Here is an 18,159-nt window from a genome sequence, read left to right on the forward strand (position 1 = left end):
CGACCGTGCGGGTCAGCACCAGGCCGGCGGTCGGGGCGCGGATGTCGAGCCGGCCGATCGTTGCCTGCTGCTGCTTGAGCTGCGCCTGCGCGACCGCGACGCGCGCATTGGCGCCGTCGAGCGCGGATTGCTTGGCGTCGATATCCGCCTGCGAAATGAAGCCGCTCTTCACCAGCGCCTTGGCGCGGGTAAGGTTGGATTTGGCGAGTTCGGCGTCGGCGCGGGCCTGTGCGATCGAGGCCGCAAGCGCATTGGCTTCCTGCACCTGGACCGACCGATCGACCACCGCGAGAATCTGGCCCTGCGCAACCCACGTACCGGGTTCGACCAGAACCGAACGGACCAGACCGCCCTCTCCGGCGACGCCCACAGGCATGTCGCGACGCGCGCCGACATTACCGACGGCGGGAATTTCGGTCGTCACCGAATGACGGCCAGGCACGATAACTGTCACGCTGGGCGCGGTTTCGATCGCCGTCGGCGGGGCCTTGCGGTGCGTCCAGATATAGATCCCGACGAGCAGGGCCAGGATCACGACGCCGCCGATGATCAGCATCCGCGTCCTGCGGCTGCGCTGCTCATCCTGGTCCAGATAATCCGCCGGATCGATACCCGATTCCATATTCATCTCGCCGTCCCATCCCTCGCGTCACGACACGGATTTCCCCTCGCATCGCCGCCCGACTGTATTAGCAATATATATCACCTCGCTCAAGCACTGTTTAAGGTGCCTGAGCCAGTGTCAGGATCGACCAGTCCCCGCTGTCGATGCGCGCGGACGATTGCATCCCGTTTGATGCGTAGGCCGCTAGCACATCATCCGCCTGGCTTGCCAGAAGCCCGGCCAGGACGATGGTGCCATTTTGGCTCAGTGTTGCACTTAGGTCCGAAGCGAGCGCGATCAGCGGCCCTGCCAGGATATTGGCGACGATCAGGTCGAAGGGCGCCGCGCCTTGTATCCGCGGATCGTTCATGCCGTCGGCGGCGACCAGGACGACTGCTTCCGCTGGCAACCCGTTGGCCGTCATATTCTCCGCGGTGACGTCGATCGCGACCGGATCGATGTCGGTGGCAAGGATGCGGGCATCGGGCCACAGCGCGCGGGCGGCAAAGGCCAGCAGGCCGGTGCCGGTGCCGATATCGGCGACATTGACGAAGCTCTTGCCTGCCTGCGCCAGCCGATCGAGCGCGGTCAGGCAGCCGGCGGTGGTCTCGTGATGACCGGTGCCGAAGGCGCGGCTGGCCTCGATCCGGAACGCGACCATATTCGCGGGGAGGGCATCGGCATGGGCGGCGGTGTGGACATAGAAGCGGCCGGCCCGGATCGGCTCGAGGAAGCCCTGGCTGATCGTCACCCAATCCGCATCCTCGATCCGCTCGATCGCAGGTGCGGCATCGCCGACGCTCGGCACCAGCGCGCGGATCCGGTGGATCAGGGCGTCGTCGGGCGCACAACCCAGATAGACATCGAGCTGCCATTCGTCGGGCCGGCTGAGATCGGGCTCGCTCGTCATCAGGGTCGGCGGGGGATCGATGCCGAGATCGGCCTCGATCGTGGCGAGGGCTTCGCCTTCGGCGCGCGAGCACGGGAAGAACGTGACCTTCCAGCTCTCGGCCGACTGCGTCTGCCACTCAGCGGACATAAGAGGCCCCGTTGATGTCGAGCACGGCGCCCGTCATCGATGGCGGCGCTTCAAGCGCGAGGAACCGCACCGTCGCGGCCACCTCGACCGGCTCCGCCACGCGTCCCAACGGAATGTCGGCGAGCAGGGCGTCGCCGCCGCGGCTCGCAAGATAATCCTCCGCCATCCCGGTCATGGTGAAGCCGGGGCAGACCGCGAAGGCGAGAATATTGTCACGAGCGTACCCGCGGGCGATGCTTTTCGTCATCGCGACCATGCCGGCCTTGGATGCGGCATAGTGCCAATGCGCCGGGCTGTCGCCGCGATAGGCGGCCCGGCTGGCGACGTTGACGATCCGCCCGCCGCCCTTTTCGCGGAAATGGAGCACGGCCAGCCGGCTCAGTTCGGCGGCGGCGGTCAGGTTGATCCGCATCGTCCGCTCCCAGGCGGCGCGCCATTGGTCGTCGGGCTGGTCGATTGGCGCATCCTCGAAGATGCCGGCATTGTTGATCAGGACATCGATCCTGCCGCCAAGCCGCTGAAGGGCGATCGCCCACAGGATCGGGCCGGCCCCTTCGACCGAAAGATCCGCCCCGATCATGTCGGCATCGTCTTGAAACGAAGAATGGCCGACGAAGCGGACGTCGTCGGACGCGAACGACGCGGCAATCGCCGCGCCGATCCCCCGGCTGGTGCCGGTTGCAAGGATGTGGATTGTCATGCCGCGCCGCTTAGGGTGCGCACTCATAACCGGCAATGGCCGGGACGGAGCGGATTTTGGCGCACAGGTTAGGAGCAAGGAGGGAACGATGGCGATTCATCGTGACCGACGCGCGACGCCGCTGTGCGCCAAAATCCGCCCGCCGCTTCGCGGTCGTCCGGATCACGGCCGTTGCCGGTTATGAGTGCGCACCCTTGCGCTAAGGCGCGCCGACAAAATCTATCAGTTCGGATTCGGTGTTTTTGCTTTTCCCTAAGGGGCCAAGGCCCCTCCGGGTCAGGCGGCGAAGCGCTCCACGAACGCACCGGTGGTGGCGTCGAGGCGGGCGAGTTGGGCGTCGACCGTGCGGAAGCCGTTCTCCAGCTCGTCGATGTCGCGCGCCACCTGCTCGGTGTCGGTGCGGATCGCGGCGATGGTCGACGACATGGCGTCGGCCGCGAGCGCGGTCTCGTCGACCGCGGCGGTGATCATCGTCACCGTCTGTGCCTGGGTTTCCATCGCGCGGCGGATACGCTCGGCTGACTGCTGGACGTCGCCGATCGTGGTGCGGATCGTGCCGTTTGCTTCCACCGTCTGGCGGGCGGCACCCTGGATCGCGCCGATCTTGGCGGCGATGTCGTCAGTGGCGCGCGCCGTCTGGCTGGCGAGGCTCTTCACTTCCTGCGCGACCACCGCGAAGCCGCGGCCGGCATCGCCTGCGCGCGCCGCCTCGATCGTGGCGTTGAGCGCGAGCAGATTGGTCTGGCCGGCAATGTCGCGGATCAGGCCAAGGATCGATTCGATCGCCTGGGCATGTTCGGAAAGCGCGCGGCTGACCGCGACCGCCTTGTCGGATTGTTCGCCGGCGCGGGTGGCGACGCCGGCGGCGACCTCCACTTCGCCACGGGCTTCCTCGATCGCGCGGATCAGGCCGGCGGCGGTCTGCGCGGCTTCGCGCATCGCGACGGCGGACTGTTCGGACGCGGCGGCGACTTCGGAGGCCTTGCCGAGCATGCCCCGGGCCGATCCGGCGGTGGATGCGGTGCGGTCCTGCAGCGCGCCTGCGCTGGAGACGGCGCTCTGCAGAATCTCGACCACGGCCTGCTGGAAGCGGCCGCCTTCCTCATTCTGGCTAGAGACGACGCGCTGCTGTTGCAGGAACGAAAGCTGGGCGAGCGATACCTCGATCTCGATGCAGCTCATGCGGTGCACGATATCGATGAAACGCGGCAGATCGGCCGAATCGGCGAAAGCGGCACGGAGCGCCTTGATCACCGCTGCCGTATGATTGGTTGTGCCGTCGATCACGAGCGGCGCGGGCGCGTTAGTGGTGAAGATTTCGCGGCCGATCAGGCCAAGCAGATTGATCCAGCGCGCATCGATCGGCTGGGTATATTTGGCGGTCGTGTGGTGCGTCATGCGCGCCACGATCTGATCGGACGAAACGCCCATCGACGCGATCGCGTCGCCGCACGGCGTGCCGCTGGTCGGAAGCCATGCCCAGAAATCGAGCGTGGCCCGCAGAATCACCTCGCCCGCCTGTTCCCAGACGAAGGCGCGTTCGCGCTCGAACAGACCGCCGCCATTGTAGATGGCGAGCCGCTGCGCAACCTCGTCGGTCGCCATTGGCACGCGGGCCGCGGCAGGAAGCTCGATCAGATAATACTCGTCCGACATGGCCGCGACACTCTCCGGTTCGCCTTATTCACGTCCCTGCCTACGATCAGAAGGTAAACAACCCATTAGCCCTAACCGGACCTAATCGTTACGCGTGCGACGACGTTGCAACGCGGCATGATTGGGCTAAAGGACCGCGACTCTTTTCTCCTCTGGGGACCACAGCCCGAACATGGCGCGCAATCCCGGGCGGCCGCTGTCGCCGCATCTCACTGTCTGGAAATGGGGCCCGCACATGCTGGTCTCGATCCTCCACCGCGCAACCGGCACCGCGCTCGCCCTTGGCGGCGGCGTGCTGCTCGTCTGGTGGCTCATCGCCTTGTCGGGCGGCGAGGCGAGTTATGCCAGGTTCGTCGACCTGATGACCTCGGACACGACTGGCAAGCTCAACCTGATCCCGGCGGTGATTCTGATCGGGCTGACCTGGTCGTTCCTGCAGCATCTCTGCTCGGGCATGCGCCACCTGCTGCTCGATACGGGCGCGGGTTATGAGCTCAAGAAAAACAAGGTCGGTTCGATCTCGACGCTGGTCGTCTCGATCGTCCTGACCCTGTTCATCTGGATCGTCATCTTCTTTCACGGAGCGCTTTGATGGGCACGGGCACCAGCATCGGCCGCGTGCGCGGCCTCGGGTCGGCGCATGAAGGCGTCAAGCATTGGTGGCATCAGCGCCTGACCGCGGGCAGCAATCTGCTGCTCGTCACCTGGCTGGTCGTCTCGCTGTTCCGCCTGCCTTTGTGGGACTATCGCGCTTTGGTGGTCTGGCTGTCCTCGCCGTGGGTGAGCGTGGCGCTGATCCTGGCCGTGGTCTCGGCTTTCTATCACCTCCGCCTCGGTCTGCAGGTCGTGGTCGAGGATTATCAGCATGATTTCACGCGCGTGATCGCGATCGTGCTGCTCAACTTCTATGCGATCGGCGGCGCCGCGCTCGCGATCTACGCGATCCTCAAGGTCGCCTTCCAGGGAGCCGTCGCCTGATGCCCGCCGCCTACCAGATCATCGACCATGTCTATGATGCGGTCGTCGTCGGCGCCGGCGGTTCGGGCCTGCGCGCGACGATGGGCGTCGCCGAGAAGGGCCTCAAGACCGCCTGCATCACCAAAGTCTTCCCGACCCGCAGCCATACCGTCGCCGCGCAGGGCGGCATCGCCGCCAGCCTCGGCAACAACACGCCCGATCACTGGACGTGGCACATGTACGATACGGTCAAGGGCTCCGACTGGCTCGGCGACCAGGACGCGATCGAATATATGGTGCGGGAAGCCCCCGCCGCGGTGATCGAACTCGAACATGCCGGCGTGCCGTTCAGCCGCAACGACAACGGCACGATCTACCAGCGCCCGTTCGGCGGCCACATGCAGAATATGGGCGCGGGTCCGCCCGTGCAGCGCACCTGCGCCGCCGCCGACCGCACCGGCCACGCCATGCTCCACGCGCTCTATCAGCAGAGCCTGAAGTATGACGCCGACTTCTACGTCGAGTATTTCGCGCTCGACCTCATCATGGAGAATGGTGAGTGCAAGGGCGTGATCGCGATGTGCATGGAAGATGGCACGATCCATCGCTTCCGCAGTCACGCGACCGTGCTCGCGACCGGCGGCTACGGCCGCTGCTATTTCTCGGCGACCTCGGCCCACACCTGCACCGGCGACGGCGGCGGGATGGTGTTGCGTGCCGGCCTGCCGCTGCAGGACATGGAATTCGTTCAGTTCCACCCGACCGGCATCTATGGCGCGGGTGTGCTCATCACCGAAGGCGCGCGCGGCGAGGGCGGTTACCTCACCAATAGCGAGGGCGAGCGCTTCATGGAGCGTTATGCCCCTTCGGCGAAGGACCTGGCGTCGCGCGACGTCGTGTCACGCTCGATGGCGATGGAGATTCGCGAGGGCCGCGGCGTCGGCGCGAACAAGGACCATATCTGGCTGCACCTCGATCATATCGATCCCGCCGTGCTGCACGAACGCCTGCCCGGCATCACCGAAACCGGCAAGATCTTCGCCGGCGTCGACCTGACGCGTCAGCCGCTGCCGGTCACGCCGACCGTCCACTACAATATGGGCGGCATCCCCTGTAATTATCATGGCGAGGTCGTCACGCTGAAGGACGGCAATCCCGACGCGGTCGTGCCGGGCCTGTTCGCGGTGGGCGAGGCGGCGTGCGTCTCGGTCCACGGCGCCAACCGCCTCGGTTCCAACAGCCTGATCGACCTGGTCGTGTTCGGTCGTGCGACCGGCCACCGCATCCCCGAGCTGGTCCAGGCCAACGCCAAACACGGCAAGGTCGTGGCCGAGGCGGACGACAAGGCGATCGCCCGGCTCGATCATTACCGCAATGCCAGCGGCGGTTCGCCGACCGCCGCGATCCGGCTGGAAATGCAGCGCACGATGCAGTCCGACTGCGCCGTGTTCCGCGACACCAAGTCGCTGCGCGAGGGCGTCGAGAAGATCGACAAGGTCAATGCCCGCATGCAGGACGTCGGCATCAGCGACCGCTCGCTGATCTGGAACACCGATCTGGTCGAGACGCTCGAGCTCGACAATATGCTGCCGCAGGCGGTGGTGACGATGCATAGCGCCGCCAACCGCAAGGAAAGCCGCGGCGCGCACATGCACGAGGACTTCCCCGATCGGAACGACAAGGAATGGATGAAGCACACCATTTCGTGGTTCGAACAGGGTGCGGTCACGATCGATTACCGCCCGGTCCACGACTACACGCTCACCGACGACATCGAATATATCAAGCCGAAGGCGCGGGTGTACTGATTTGGCGTTCGCGCTGGTCGCTTTGCTGACTGTTACCGGATTGGTGCCGGGTCAGTCGGCTTTGCCCGCGCCTGTCCAGGCGATCATCGATCGTAGCCACGCGACGCGGGCGAACTATTCGGTCGTCCTGCGCACGCAGGTCATCCGCAGCGGTGTGGCCACCATCGAGAACGCAGCGGAATATCAATTCGGCCCAATGCACCGAGTCGAGGTTGCGCTCACGCGTGTCCTCGCGAACTGCGATACCGGCGAGAACATCCTCTACGATGTGACGAACGCTCGACTGGTGATGCGGCCGGAGATAGGCGGAGGCGCCTGCGGTATCGCCGTCGCGGCGGACAAGGTCCTCGCAGCGCGGATGTTGCCGCCTGTGAAGGGCAGTTTCGGCAAGGCCGATGTGATCGAGCTTGTCGGCGAAAAATTCGTCCGCCGGTACACGGTGACGCCCGATGGCATCATCGTCCGCAATGACTGGACGCCGCGCGATCCCAGCGTGGCATTTTCACTCAAGACGCTGTCGACCAAGCTGGCACGGGGAAAACCAGATCGCCGCCTGTTCAAGACTGCATCCCTCGCCAAACCTGCGCCGCCTCTGCCGTGATCGGCGGGCGAGGCGGCTGTTCATGGTTGATGCCAGAAGCTAAGTCCTGCCCATGATCATCAAGCGCGCCATCATTCTTGCCGCCGGTCAGGGCTCGCGCCTCGGGCCGATCACGGCCGATCAGCCGAAATGCCTGATCCCGTTCGCGGGCAAGACCTTGCTCGACTGGCAGATCGACGCGCTGGCGGCGGCGGGCGTCGCCGAGATGGTGGTCGCGACCGGTTTCCGCACCGAGAAGGTCGAGGCGCAGCTCGCCAAACGTACCGATGTGCGGGCGCGCGCGGTGTTCAACCCGTTCTACCATGTCGCCGACAATCTCGGGACGTGCTGGATGATGCGGGCTGAGATGACCGAGGATTTCATCATCATCAATGGCGACACGATCGTCTCGGCCGAGATCGTGCGGCGCCTGCTCGACGGGGCGACCGCGCCGATCACGGTGACGATCGACGAGAAGGACGATTACGATTCGGACGACATGAAGGTGCGCCGCGTCGGCGACACGCTCGCCGCGATCGGCAAGACGCTGACTCCGCAAGAGACCGACGCCGAATCGATCGGCATGCTCGCTTTCCGGGGTGAGGGGCCGAAGCTGTTCAGCGACCAGATCGATGCGATGATGCGTACCGCCGCCGGCACCAAGAACTGGTATCTGAAGGCGATCGACGCGCTCGCCGCGACCGGCAAGGTCGGCACCGTCTCGATCAAGGGGCTGGAATGGCAGGAGGTCGACTTTCCGCCCGATCTCGAAGCGGCGACGGCGATGACCGAGCGCTGGGTGTCAGCGTCCGCCTGACGGCCACCAACCCCGCAGCCAGCCGATCAGCTTTTCCGTCTCCTCGGGATTGAGCTCGCGCACTTCGCCGAGCGCCGGCATTTTCGGCCAGCCCGCATCCGTCACCTCGATTCCCCCGAATCCGCGGCCGCCCTCGTAGCGCGGTATGACGTGGAAATGGACGTGCGGGTCCACCATCATCAGCATCAGATAATTGATCTTCGCGGGCGCAACCGCCTTCTTCAGGACGCCCTCGAGATGCGCCGTCACCTTGGCCAGTTCGGCGAACGCTTTGGGTTTCAGGTCGGGAAAGGCGGTCGCGTCGGATTTGGCGGCGAGGATCAGCGATCCCAGCGTCGGTTGCGTCGGGCGCAGCAGGACGACCCAGTGCGCATAGTCCGCGACCATGGTCGCGGGATAACCGAACTTCCGGATTGTCTCGTTCATGCCGGCTCGTCCAGCCAGCTTGCGATCGGCTTGCCGCGGGCGTGCGCGAACTCGGCCTGGCCGAGGCGGACGGCGTGGACGATGCACGACAAGACCGTCCACCAGGCTACCGCGATGATGCCGATGTCGGGCCGTCCGAACAAGGTCGCGACGAACAGCAGGACCATGTTCGGATTGCGGCGCGCGGTGATCAGCCGGAACTGCGAATCGAACCGCTCCCAGATGTGGATGTGCATCTTGAACTGGCGGATGAAGATGCCTTCGATCAGCCGCTGGACGAGATAGCCGCCGACCAGCGCGCCCATCACCAGCAGGAAATCCTCGCGGCTCAGCGCCAGTCCCCAGGCTGACAGGCCTTCCGCCCAGGCCCACCACCAGATCAGGGGATGGACCAGATCGATGCCATGATCGAAGATATTGCCCCAATGGCTCGACGTGATCGTGCAGCGCGCGAGCTTTCCGTCGACCGTGTCGAGCACCATGAACACGAAGCCGACCGCCATGCCGGCCCAGTAATGGCCGTACCAGAAGGCGATCGTCGCCAGCACACAGCCGAGCGCGCCGAGCGCGGTCACCATATTGGGGCTGATGCCGATCCGCGCCGCGATGCGTGTCAGCACCAGCGCGATTTCGGGCCACAGATATTTGGTGAGGATGTCAGTGACGCCCTTATAGGCGCCATAATAGCTTTGCCGTTCGATGCCGGGCACCGCCGCCGGCGTCAGCCGCTCGAGAAACGGCTTCTCGCGCTTGCGCAGCGCCAGATTGTAGAAATTCTCATGGTCCTCCGACCGGACGACCGCCAGTTTCGGCATGTCCCCCTGCGCCATCGCTGCCGCGGCTTTCGGGTCGGCGCTGAGCGCCATCGCCGGAATGCCGTCGACCGTCAGCACCGTCTCCGGCCGCGTCACCAGAAAACCGATCCATTGCGGGTCGAAGGCGAAATCGCTGTTGATCAGGAGCAGGGCGCCCTGTGCATCCGGGCCGGCCATGGCGAGACCGGCTTTGGTCGCGATGCGGCCGATGCGCTCATGTGGCGTCAGGCCCCACAGCCGCACACGGTTATCGCCAGTGATGCGGATCTGCGGAGGCGGTGTCGTCATGGATGATGGAGCTATCCTGCCCGGAAGCCGCCCGCAACCGGACGTCGCGGTAAGGACAAATGCCGTTCGTGCCGCTTAGGGGCTTTCGCACCTGCACACATGGCATTATCAGCCCCGGCCAAGAGGTACCCGATGGCCGAATTCGCACTTCCGAAAAATTCCAAACCCACCGGCAAGCCGCGCAAGCACAAGGCGCCGGCGGATGCGAAGAATGTGCGCAGCTTCAAGGTCTATCGCTACGATCCCGAAACGGGCGAAAATCCGCGCTACGATACCTATGAGCTCGATCTCGACCAGACCGGGCCGATGATTCTCGACGCCTTGCTCAAGATCAAGAACGAGGTCGATTCGACGCTGACCTTCCGCCGCTCGTGCCGCGAGGGCATTTGCGGCTCCTGCTCGATGAACATCGACGGCACCAATACGCTCGCCTGCACCAAGGCGATCGAAGACGTGAGGGGCGAGGTTAAGATCACGCCGCTGCCGCACATGGATGTGATCAAGGATCTGGTCCCCGATTTCACCCATTTCTACGCGCAATATGCCTCGATCAAGCCGTGGCTGCAGACGGTCACGCCCGAGCCCGCCGCCAAGGAACGGCTCCAGTCGCCCGAGGATCGCTCGAAACTCGACGGGCTTTACGAATGCATCCTGTGCGCCTGCTGCTCGACCTCGTGCCCGAGCTATTGGTGGAACAGCGACAAGTTCCTCGGCCCCGCGATCCTGCTCCAGGCCTATCGCTGGCTCGCCGACAGCCGCGACGAGATGACCGGCGAGCGGCTCGACGAGCTGGAAGATCCGTTCCGCCTCTATCGCTGCCACACGATCATGAACTGCGCCAACGTCTGCCCCAAGGGGCTGAACCCGGCGCGCGCGATCGCCGAAATCAAGAAGATGGAGATGGAGCGGCAGCTCTGAACGGTCGGCTCAGGTTTAGATGACCACCGTTATCGCCCGCTATGAGCGGCTCGTCGCCGCGGGCGAATTGAGGCCCGATTCCGCGCAGCGCCGCGTTGCCGAGCGCCTCGACCAGCTTGCGCGCGAACTGGAGGAGCAGCCGACCAAGGGCAGCGTCTTGTGGCGCATGCTCGGCCGCAAGCCCGATCCGGTGCGCGGCGTCTATCTGTGGGGCGGCGTCGGCCGCGGCAAATCCATGATGATGGATCTGCTCTACGAATGCGCGCACGTCCGCCCCAAGCGCCGTGTCCATTTCCACGAATTCATGCTCGAAGTGCATGAACGCATCCGAGAGGAGCGGAAGAAGGAGGAAGGCGACCCGATCCTGCCGGTCGCGGCCGCGATCGCGGCGGAAGCACGCTTGCTCGCCTTCGACGAGATGGTGATCAACAACACCGCCGATGCCGCGATCATGAGCCGGCTGTTCACCGCGATCCTCGATGCGGGCACGACGGTCGTCACCACCTCCAACCGCCCGCCCAAGGATCTCTACAAGGAAGGCCTCAACCGCGATCTGTTCCTGCCCTTCATCGCGCTGATCGAGCAGAGCCTGGACGTGATGGCGCTCAATGGGCCGAACGATTACCGGCTCGACCGCCTCGCCGGTTTCCCGACCTGGTATACGCCGCTCGGCGATGCCGCGACCGCGGCGGTGTCGGCCGCCTTCTTCCGGCTGACCGATTATCCGCCCGAAGACCGCATCCACGTTCCGTCGTGCGAGCTGAAGATTCCCGGCGGTCGCGTCCTGCATGTGCCCAAGGCGCTCAAGGGCGTCGCGGTCTTCTCGTTCAAGCGGCTGTGCGGGGAACCGCGTGGCGCGTCGGACTATCTCGCCATCGCGCGCGCTTTTCACACTGTGATCATCGTCGGTATCCCGAAGATGGGGCCGGACCGGCGCGATCAGGCGGCGCGCTTCAAGGTGCTGATCGACGCGCTCTACGAGCATAAGGTGAAACTGCTCGCGACCGCCGACGCGGAGGCGCAAAATCTCTATCCGGCGGGCGACGGCGCGTTCGAGTTCGAGCGCACCGCATCGCGGCTGATCGAGATGCAATCCGCCGACTATCTGGCCGAAGGCCACGGTCTCGCCTGACGTGCCATGCCGCAATGCGGCATCCGGCTTTTCACAAGGCAAGAAAATAGCGGCTTCTAAGGTTGAACCCCTTAGGCGATGGGTCTAAGCGGCCCCCGCAGCTTCGCGGTTGCCGTCTTTGCGACCGCTCTCTCGCGCACTGGATTCAGTCTGGAAGGGGTCGCATGGCTCGGAAGAAGATCGCGCTTATCGGCGCGGGCAATATCGGCGGTACTTTGGCGCATCTCGCCGCGATCAAGGAACTGGGCGACATCGTCCTGTTCGACGTGGTCGAGGGCGTGCCGCAGGGCAAGGCGCTCGATCTGTCGCAGTGCGGCCCGGTCGAACGTTTCGATGCGAAGATCACCGGCTCGAACGATTATGCCGACATATCCGGCGCCGACGTGATCATCGTCACCGCCGGCATCGCCCGCAAGCCCGGCATGAGCCGCGACGATCTGCTCGGCATCAACCTCAAGGTGATGAAGGCGGTCGGCGAAGGCATCGCCGCCAATGCGCCCGACGCGTTCGTGATCTGCATCACCAACCCCCTCGACGCGATGGTGTGGGCGCTGCGCGAATTCTCAGGCCTGCCGCACCATAAGGTCGTCGGCATGGCGGGCGTACTCGATTCGGCCCGCTTCAGCCACTTCCTTGCAGAAGAATTCGGCGTGTCGGTCCGCGACGTGAACGCGTTCGTGCTCGGCGGCCATGGCGACACGATGGTGCCGGTGGCCGAATATTCGACGATCAACGGCATTCCCGTTCCCGACCTGATCAAGCAGGGCAAGTCGACCCAGGCGCGCATCGATGAGATCGTCAAGCGCACGCGCGGCGGCGGCGGCGAGATCGTCGCCCTGCTCAAGACCGGATCGGCTTATTATGCGCCCGCGACCAGCGGCATCGCGATGGCCGAAGCCTATCTCAACGATCAGAAGCGGATCCTGCCGGCCGCGGCCTATGTCGACGGCAAATATGGCGTCGATGGCCTCTATGTCGGCGTGCCGGTGGTGATCGGCGCGGGCGGCGTCGAGGAGATCATCGAGATCGCGCTGAACGACGAGGCCAAGGCCAACCTTCAGGTCTCGGTCGACGCGGTCAAGGAATTGCTGGTCGCCTGTAAGGGAATTGACAGCAGCCTCGCCTAAGCTTGTCCGCACGATCGGGCAGGCGCCAGGAACACCAAGGACATTTGAACGCGCATGAGCATCCTTGTTAACGCTAACACGAAGGTGATCACCCAGGGCTTCACCGGCCAGCAGGGCACCTTCCATTCCGAGCAGGCGATCGCCTACGGCACCAAGGTTGTCGGCGGCGTCACGCCCGGCAAGGGCGGCCAGACGCATATCGGCCTGCCGGTGTTCGACACGGTCGACGAGGCGGTTGCCCGGACCGGCGCGGATGCCTCGGTCATCTACGTGCCGCCGCCCTTCGCCGCGGATTCGATCCTCGAGGCGATCGACGCGCAGGTGCCGCTGATCGTGTGCATCACCGAAGGCATTCCGGTGCTCGACATGGTGCGCGTCAAGCGCGCGCTGACCGGCTCCAAATCGCGCCTGATCGGCCCGAACTGCCCGGGCGTGCTTACGCCGAACGAGTGTAAGATCGGGATCATGCCCGGCAACATCTTCTCCAAGGGCTCGGTCGGCGTCGTCTCGCGCTCCGGCACGCTGACCTATGAGGCGGTGTTCCAGACGACCAATGCCGGCCTCGGCCAGACCACCGCGGTCGGCATCGGTGGCGATCCGGTCAACGGCACCAATTTCATCGACGTGCTCGAACTGTATCTGGCCGACGACGCGACCAAGTCGATTATCATGATCGGCGAGATCGGCGGCTCCGCCGAAGAGGAAGCCGCCCAGTTCCTGAAGGACGAAGCCAAGCGTGGCCGCAAGAAGCCGATGGTCGGCTTCATCGCCGGCCGCACCGCGCCCCCGGGCCGCCGCATGGGCCATGCCGGCGCGATCGTGTCGGGCGGCCAGGGCGGCGCCGACAGCAAGATTGCGGCGATGGAAGAGGCGGGAATCCGCGTTGCGGCATCCCCGTCAGAGCTGGGTACGACGCTTTCTGCGCTGCTCAAGGGTTGATTAACCAAATGGTTGCGCTCACCTGATAGGAGCGTGCGCCGCGACAGACCGTGACGATACGGCGGCGAATCGAATGAAGGACGTGCGATGGGCATCGAAGGACTTGGCTTCGACGAGTTGGAGGGGGTGAGCCCCTCCTTCGCGGAGGCGTTGTACAAGCGATACCGCGCCGATCCGCAGTCAGTCGAACCCGACTGGCGCAATTATTTCCAGGCGCTGGAAGCGACCGTATCGGGCCCGAGCTGGGCGCGGTCCAACTGGCCGCCGAGCGATACCGACGCGCTCACCGCCGGTCTCGATCCGACCCAGATGGAGGTCGAGGCCAAGCCGGCCAAAGGCGCCAAGCCCGCGCCCGCCGCTGCGGCACCCGCCGCCGTCGCCCCGGCGGCCGACGTCACCGCCGCCGCGCTGGATTCGATCCGCGCCACCGCCCTGATCCGCACCTATCGCGTGCGCGGCCACCTGCTCGCCGATCTCGATCCGCTCGGCCTGACCAAGCAGGGCACGCCGGAAGACCTCAATCCCGAATATCACGGCTTCACCGACGCCGATCTCGACCGGCCGATCTTCCTCGGCGGCACGCTCGGCTTCGAGCGCGCGACCGTGCGAGAGATCATCGCCGTGCTCCGCCGCAATTACTGCGGCAAGGTCGGCCTCGAATATATGCACATCCAGGACGTGGAGGAGCGCATGTTCCTCCAGGAGCGGATGGAGGGCAAGGACAAGGAAATCAGCTTCTCGCCCGAGGGCAAGAAGGCGATCCTGTCCAAGGTGATCGAAGGCGAGCAGTGGGAGAAATTCCTCGCCCGCAAATATGTCGGGACGAAGCGCTTCGGCCTCGACGGCGGCGAGAGCATGATCCCCGCGCTCGAAGCCGTGCTCAAATATAGCGGCCAGGCGGGCGTGCAGGAGGTCGTGATCGGCATGGCCCATCGCGGCCGCCTCAACGTGCTGACCAACGTCATGAAGAAGCCCTACCGGGTGCTCTTTCACGAATTCGCCGGCGGCTCCGCCAATCCGGAGGATGTCGGCGGTTCGGGCGACGTCAAATATCATCTCGGCACGTCGACCGATCGCGAATTCGACGGCAACAAGATCCACCTGTCGCTGGCGCCCAACCCGTCGCACCTCGAGGCGTCCGATCCGGTCGTGCTCGGCAAATCGCGCGCCAAGCAGACGCAATTGCTGGATAATGAGCGCGCCAAGGTGCTGCCGATCCTGCTCCACGGCGATGCCGCCTTTGCCGGCCAGGGCATCGTCATGGAATGCTTCGGCTTCTCGGGCCTGCGCGGCTACAATACCGGCGGCACCGTCCATTTCGTGATCAACAACCAGGTCGGCTTCACCACCAGCCCGCAATTCGCGCGCTCGTCGCCTTATTGCTCGGACATCGCCAAGATGGTCCAGGCGCCGATCCTGCACGTCAACGGCGACGATCCCGAAGCGGTGACCTTCGCCTGCAAGGTCGCGACCGAATTCCGCGCGCGCTTCAAGCGCGACGTCGTGATCGACATGTGGTGCTATCGCCGCTTCGGCCACAATGAAGGCGACGAGCCGGGCTTCACCCAGCCGCTCATGTACGAAGAGATCCGCAAGCATCCGCCCGTGTCGAAGCTCTATGCCGATCGCCTGATCGCGCAGGGCCAGATCGAGCCAGGCTGGCTCGACAAGGCGGAAGGCGATTTCGTCGCCCATCTCGAAGAGGAATTCGAGGCCGGCAAGGCCTACAAGCCCAACAAGGCCGACTGGTTCGAAGGCGAATGGGCCGGGCTTGCCGCGCCCAGCGAGGCGGTCAACGAGCGCCGCACCGCCGCGAGCGGTGTGACCCGCGACGTGTTCGATACGGTCGCCGCCAAGCTCACCACGGTTCCCGACGGGCTCGTCATTCACAAGACGCTGGCGCGCGTGCTCGAGGCCAAGCGGGGCATGTTCGAAAGCGGCCAGGGCTTCGACTGGGCAACCGCCGAGGCGCTCGCGTTCGGAACGCTGCTGCTCGACAATTATCCGGTCCGTCTGTCGGGCCAGGATGTCGGCCGCGGCACGTTCAGCCAGCGCCACCAGATTTGGGTCGATCAGACCGACGGGCACAAATATATCCCGCTGTCCGATCTCGATCGGCGCTTTCAAATACTCGACAGCCCGCTCAGCGAGTATGGCGTGCTCGGCTTCGAATATGGCTATGCCGGCCAGTCGCCCAACACGCTCGTCCTGTGGGAAGGCCAGTTCGGCGACTTCGCCAACGGCGCACAGGTGATGATCGACCAGTTTATCGCGGCGGGCGAATCCAAGTGGTTGCGTGCCAACGGCCTCGTGATGCTGCTGCCGCACGGCTATGAAGGGCAGGGGCCGGAACATTCGTCGGCGCGTCTCGAACGCTATCTGCAGCTCTGCGCCGAGGATAATATTCAGGTCGCCAACTGCACCACGCCGGCCAATTATTTCCACATCCTGCGTCGCCAGATGCTGCGCAAGTTCAGGAAGCCGCTCGTCATCATGACGCCGAAGTCGCTGCTTCGGCACAAGGCGGCGGTGTCGAGCGCGGACGAATTCCTCGGCGACAGCCATTTCAAGCGTATCCTGAGTGATCCGCACGCGCCCGCCGACGACCAGGTCAAGCGGCTGGTACTCTGCTCGGGCAAGGTCTTCTACGACCTCGAAGAGGCACGCGACGCGGCCGGCGATACCGGAACGACGATCGTGCGGATCGAGCAGCTCTACCCGTTCCCATCGGAAGCCCTGGCTGCACGCATCGCGCGCATGACGAACCTCGAGACGGTCGTCTGGGCGCAGGAAGAGCCGAAAAATAACGGCGCCTGGTTCTTCGTCGAATGCCTGATCGAGGAGGCGCTCAAGGCGTCCGGCAAGACGATCCGCCCGATTTATGCGGGCCGCAAGGCTTCGGCCTCGACCGCGACCGGCTTCATGAAGAAACATCTCAGCCAGCAGGCGGCGCTCGTCGCCGACGCGCTGGGCCACGCATTGAAAGCATAAGGAAGACCAATGGCGACCGACGTTATCGTCCCGACTCTGGGCGAATCGATCACCGAGGCGACCCTGGGCCAGTGGCTCAAGCAGCCGGGCGAGGCCGTGAGGGCCGACGAGCCGATCGCGAGCCTCGAGACCGACAAGGTCGCGGTCGAGGTCAATGCACCCGCCGCGGGCGTGCTCGCTGAGCATGTCGTCAGCGAGGGTGACACGGTCCAGGTCGGTGCGGTGATCGCGCGCATCCAGGAAGGCGCCAGCGCCGCCACTGCCGCAACCCCCGCGGTCGAGGATCGCACGGCGGTCGGCAAGGCCGAGGCCGCTGCTCCGCCGGAGCCTGCTGCGGCACCTGTCGTCCAGTCGACGCCCGCCGCCTACGGCAATCATGACGAGGCCGAAGAAGGCGGTACCGGCGGCCAGACTTTGTCGCCGTCGGTCCGCCGCGCGGTGCTGGAGCACGGCGTCGATCCGAGCAAGATCAAGGGCACCGGCAAGGATGGCCGCCTCACCAAGGATGACGTGATCGAGGCCGCCAAGACGCAGCCCGCCGTCGCCAAAGCCGCAGCGCCGGCACCGAGCGTATCGGCTCCGGCGGCCGCCGTCTCGTCGGGCGAAGGCCGCAAGGAAGAGCGCGTGCGCATGTCGCGGCTGCGCCTGACGGTCGCCAAGCGCCTCAAGGAAGCGCAGAACACCGCTGCCATGCTGACGACGTTCAACGACGTCGACATGACCGAGGTGATCGCGGCGCGCACCAAATACAAAGACCTGTTCGAGAAGAAGCATGGCGTTCGGCTCGGCTTCATGGGCTTCTTCGTGAAGGCCGCCTGCCAGGCATTGCGCGACATCCCGTCGGTTAACGGATCGATCGAGGGCGATGACATCGTCTATCACGATTATGCCGACATTTCGGTCGCGGTCAGCGCGCCGAACGGGCTGGTCGTGCCGGTCATCCGCGACGCGCAGGATTTGTCGGTCGCGGCGATCGAGAAAACGATCGGCGATTTCGGCAAGCGCGCCAAGGACGGCACGCTCAAGATGGACGAGATGAAGGGCGGCACCTTCACCATCTCCAACGGCGGCGTGTTCGGCTCGCTGATGTCGACCCCGATTATCAATCCGCCGCAGTCGGCCGTACTCGGCTTGCACCGGATCGAAGAGCGTCCGGTCGTCCGCGACGGCCAGATCGTGATCCGCCAGATGATGTATCTGGCGCTCAGCTACGATCACCGCCTGATCGACGGCCGCGAGGCGGTGACCTTCCTGGTCGCGCTCAAGAACGCGATCGAGGATCCGACCCGGCTGCTCATCGACCTGTAATCTTACAGTCCGAATACCCATATTCGTTCGGATGACGCCCCTCGAAAAGACCGG

The 18,159-nt window shown here is 65.0% G+C and carries 17 protein-coding genes; 11 read left to right on the forward strand and 6 right to left on the reverse strand.

The window, feature by feature from the left end; genetic code table 11:
- The 4 genes from VK533_RS15760 to VK533_RS15775 form a co-directional block, all read right to left on the reverse strand.
- A partial coding sequence (locus VK533_RS15760) for an efflux RND transporter periplasmic adaptor subunit (protein WP_414712324.1) occupies window positions 1-628 on the reverse strand: 628 nt, incomplete at its 3' end.
- A gap of 94 nt (window positions 629-722) precedes the next feature.
- Window positions 723-1,643 (reverse strand): 50S ribosomal protein L11 methyltransferase, encoded by a 921-nt coding sequence (locus VK533_RS15765; protein ID WP_324379433.1) that lies wholly within the window; start codon window positions 1,641-1,643, stop codon window positions 723-725.
- Window positions 1,633-2,343, reverse strand: a complete 711-nt coding sequence (locus VK533_RS15770) for an SDR family NAD(P)-dependent oxidoreductase (RefSeq protein WP_324379435.1) — start codon at window positions 2,341-2,343, stop codon at window positions 1,633-1,635. The genes VK533_RS15765 and VK533_RS15770 overlap by 11 nt, the downstream gene beginning before the upstream one ends.
- Before the next feature lie 276 nt (window positions 2,344-2,619).
- Entirely contained in the window at window positions 2,620-3,999 is a 1,380-nt protein-coding gene (locus VK533_RS15775) for a methyl-accepting chemotaxis protein (protein WP_324379437.1), read from the reverse strand.
- A 172-nt stretch (window positions 4,000-4,171) separates the two neighbouring features.
- On the opposite strand from VK533_RS15775, the gene sdhC reads away from it, so the two are divergent.
- The 5 genes from sdhC to VK533_RS15800 are packed head-to-tail and all read left to right on the forward strand — an operon-like array spanning window position 4,172 to window position 8,161.
- A complete protein-coding gene (gene sdhC / locus VK533_RS15780; protein WP_324379439.1) occupies window positions 4,172-4,591 on the forward strand; it encodes a succinate dehydrogenase, cytochrome b556 subunit in 420 nt (139 codons plus the stop codon).
- Window positions 4,591-4,977 (forward strand): succinate dehydrogenase, hydrophobic membrane anchor protein, encoded by a 387-nt coding sequence (sdhD, locus tag VK533_RS15785; protein ID WP_324379441.1) that lies wholly within the window; start codon window positions 4,591-4,593, stop codon window positions 4,975-4,977. Before sdhC ends, sdhD begins: the two co-directional genes overlap by 1 nt.
- The gene (sdhA, locus tag VK533_RS15790) at window positions 4,977-6,764 is read left to right on the forward strand and encodes a succinate dehydrogenase flavoprotein subunit (protein WP_324379443.1); all 1,788 of its coding nucleotides are present in this window, start codon (window positions 4,977-4,979) and stop codon (window positions 6,762-6,764) included. The genes sdhD and sdhA overlap by 1 nt, the downstream gene beginning before the upstream one ends.
- 1 nt (window position 6,765) lies before the next feature.
- Entirely contained in the window at window positions 6,766-7,365 is a 600-nt protein-coding gene (locus VK533_RS15795; RefSeq protein WP_324379446.1) for a hypothetical protein, read from the forward strand.
- Between the two features lie 52 nt (window positions 7,366-7,417).
- Window positions 7,418-8,161 carry a phosphocholine cytidylyltransferase family protein gene (locus tag VK533_RS15800; protein ID WP_324379448.1) on the forward strand — a complete coding sequence of 248 codons (744 nt, stop codon included), beginning with the start codon at window positions 7,418-7,420 and terminating at the stop codon, window positions 8,159-8,161.
- On the opposite strand, the gene VK533_RS15805 is transcribed toward VK533_RS15800, so the two are convergent.
- Window positions 8,147-8,587 (reverse strand): HIT family protein, encoded by a 441-nt coding sequence (locus VK533_RS15805; protein WP_324379450.1) that lies wholly within the window; start codon window positions 8,585-8,587, stop codon window positions 8,147-8,149. The genes VK533_RS15800 and VK533_RS15805 overlap by 15 nt on opposite strands.
- A complete protein-coding gene (locus VK533_RS15810) occupies window positions 8,584-9,690 on the reverse strand; it encodes a CDP-alcohol phosphatidyltransferase family protein (RefSeq protein WP_324379452.1) in 1,107 nt (368 codons plus the stop codon). The genes VK533_RS15805 and VK533_RS15810 overlap by 4 nt, the downstream gene beginning before the upstream one ends.
- Before the next feature lie 132 nt (window positions 9,691-9,822).
- Here VK533_RS15810 and VK533_RS15815 point away from each other — a divergent pair, with 132 nt between their 5' ends.
- From VK533_RS15815 to odhB, 6 genes are all read left to right on the forward strand, one after another.
- On the forward strand, window positions 9,823-10,608 hold the full coding sequence (locus VK533_RS15815; RefSeq protein ID WP_324379454.1) for a succinate dehydrogenase iron-sulfur subunit: 786 nt from the start codon (window positions 9,823-9,825) through the stop codon (window positions 10,606-10,608).
- Between the two features lie 19 nt (window positions 10,609-10,627).
- Entirely contained in the window at window positions 10,628-11,740 is a 1,113-nt protein-coding gene (gene zapE / locus VK533_RS15820) for a cell division protein ZapE (RefSeq protein WP_324379456.1), read from the forward strand.
- A gap of 164 nt (window positions 11,741-11,904) precedes the next feature.
- Window positions 11,905-12,867 carry a malate dehydrogenase gene (gene mdh, locus VK533_RS15825; RefSeq protein ID WP_324379458.1) on the forward strand — a complete coding sequence of 321 codons (963 nt, stop codon included), beginning with the start codon at window positions 11,905-11,907 and terminating at the stop codon, window positions 12,865-12,867.
- 54 nt (window positions 12,868-12,921) lie between these two features.
- The gene (sucD, locus tag VK533_RS15830; RefSeq protein ID WP_324379460.1) at window positions 12,922-13,806 is read left to right on the forward strand and encodes a succinate--CoA ligase subunit alpha; all 885 of its coding nucleotides are present in this window, start codon (window positions 12,922-12,924) and stop codon (window positions 13,804-13,806) included.
- Window positions 13,807-13,893: 87 nt separating this feature from the next.
- Window positions 13,894-16,797, forward strand: coding sequence for a 2-oxoglutarate dehydrogenase E1 component (locus VK533_RS15835; RefSeq protein ID WP_324379461.1), 2,904 nt, complete (start codon window positions 13,894-13,896; stop codon window positions 16,795-16,797).
- 9 nt (window positions 16,798-16,806) lie between these two features.
- Entirely contained in the window at window positions 16,807-18,105 is a 1,299-nt protein-coding gene (gene odhB, locus VK533_RS15840) for a 2-oxoglutarate dehydrogenase complex dihydrolipoyllysine-residue succinyltransferase (protein WP_324379464.1), read from the forward strand.
- The last annotated feature ends 54 nt before the right edge of the window (window positions 18,106-18,159 follow it).

Source organism: Sphingomonas sp., assembly GCF_035317925.1.
GTDB lineage: Bacteria > Pseudomonadota > Alphaproteobacteria > Sphingomonadales > Sphingomonadaceae > Sphingomonas_I.

Coding starts and splice junctions, on each gene's coding strand:
- VK533_RS15765 (WP_324379433.1), bottom strand. CDS start 1,643: ATGTCCGCTGAGTGGCAGACGCAGTCGGCCGAGAGCTGGAAGGTCACG.
- VK533_RS15770 (WP_324379435.1), bottom strand. CDS start 2,343: ATGACAATCCACATCCTTGCAACCGGCACCAGCCGGGGGATCGGCGCG.
- VK533_RS15775 (WP_324379437.1), bottom strand. CDS start 3,999: ATGTCGGACGAGTATTATCTGATCGAGCTTCCTGCCGCGGCCCGCGTG.
- sdhC (WP_324379439.1), top strand. CDS start 4,172: ATGGCGCGCAATCCCGGGCGGCCGCTGTCGCCGCATCTCACTGTCTGG.
- sdhD (WP_324379441.1), top strand. CDS start 4,591: ATGGGCACGGGCACCAGCATCGGCCGCGTGCGCGGCCTCGGGTCGGCG.
- sdhA (WP_324379443.1), top strand. CDS start 4,977: ATGCCCGCCGCCTACCAGATCATCGACCATGTCTATGATGCGGTCGTC.
- VK533_RS15800 (WP_324379448.1), top strand. CDS start 7,418: ATGATCATCAAGCGCGCCATCATTCTTGCCGCCGGTCAGGGCTCGCGC.
- VK533_RS15805 (WP_324379450.1), bottom strand. CDS start 8,587: ATGAACGAGACAATCCGGAAGTTCGGTTATCCCGCGACCATGGTCGCG.
- VK533_RS15810 (WP_324379452.1), bottom strand. CDS start 9,690: ATGACGACACCGCCTCCGCAGATCCGCATCACTGGCGATAACCGTGTG.
- VK533_RS15815 (WP_324379454.1), top strand. CDS start 9,823: ATGGCCGAATTCGCACTTCCGAAAAATTCCAAACCCACCGGCAAGCCG.
- zapE (WP_324379456.1), top strand. CDS start 10,628: ATGACCACCGTTATCGCCCGCTATGAGCGGCTCGTCGCCGCGGGCGAA.
- mdh (WP_324379458.1), top strand. CDS start 11,905: ATGGCTCGGAAGAAGATCGCGCTTATCGGCGCGGGCAATATCGGCGGT.
- sucD (WP_324379460.1), top strand. CDS start 12,922: ATGAGCATCCTTGTTAACGCTAACACGAAGGTGATCACCCAGGGCTTC.
- VK533_RS15835 (WP_324379461.1), top strand. CDS start 13,894: ATGGGCATCGAAGGACTTGGCTTCGACGAGTTGGAGGGGGTGAGCCCC.
- odhB (WP_324379464.1), top strand. CDS start 16,807: ATGGCGACCGACGTTATCGTCCCGACTCTGGGCGAATCGATCACCGAG.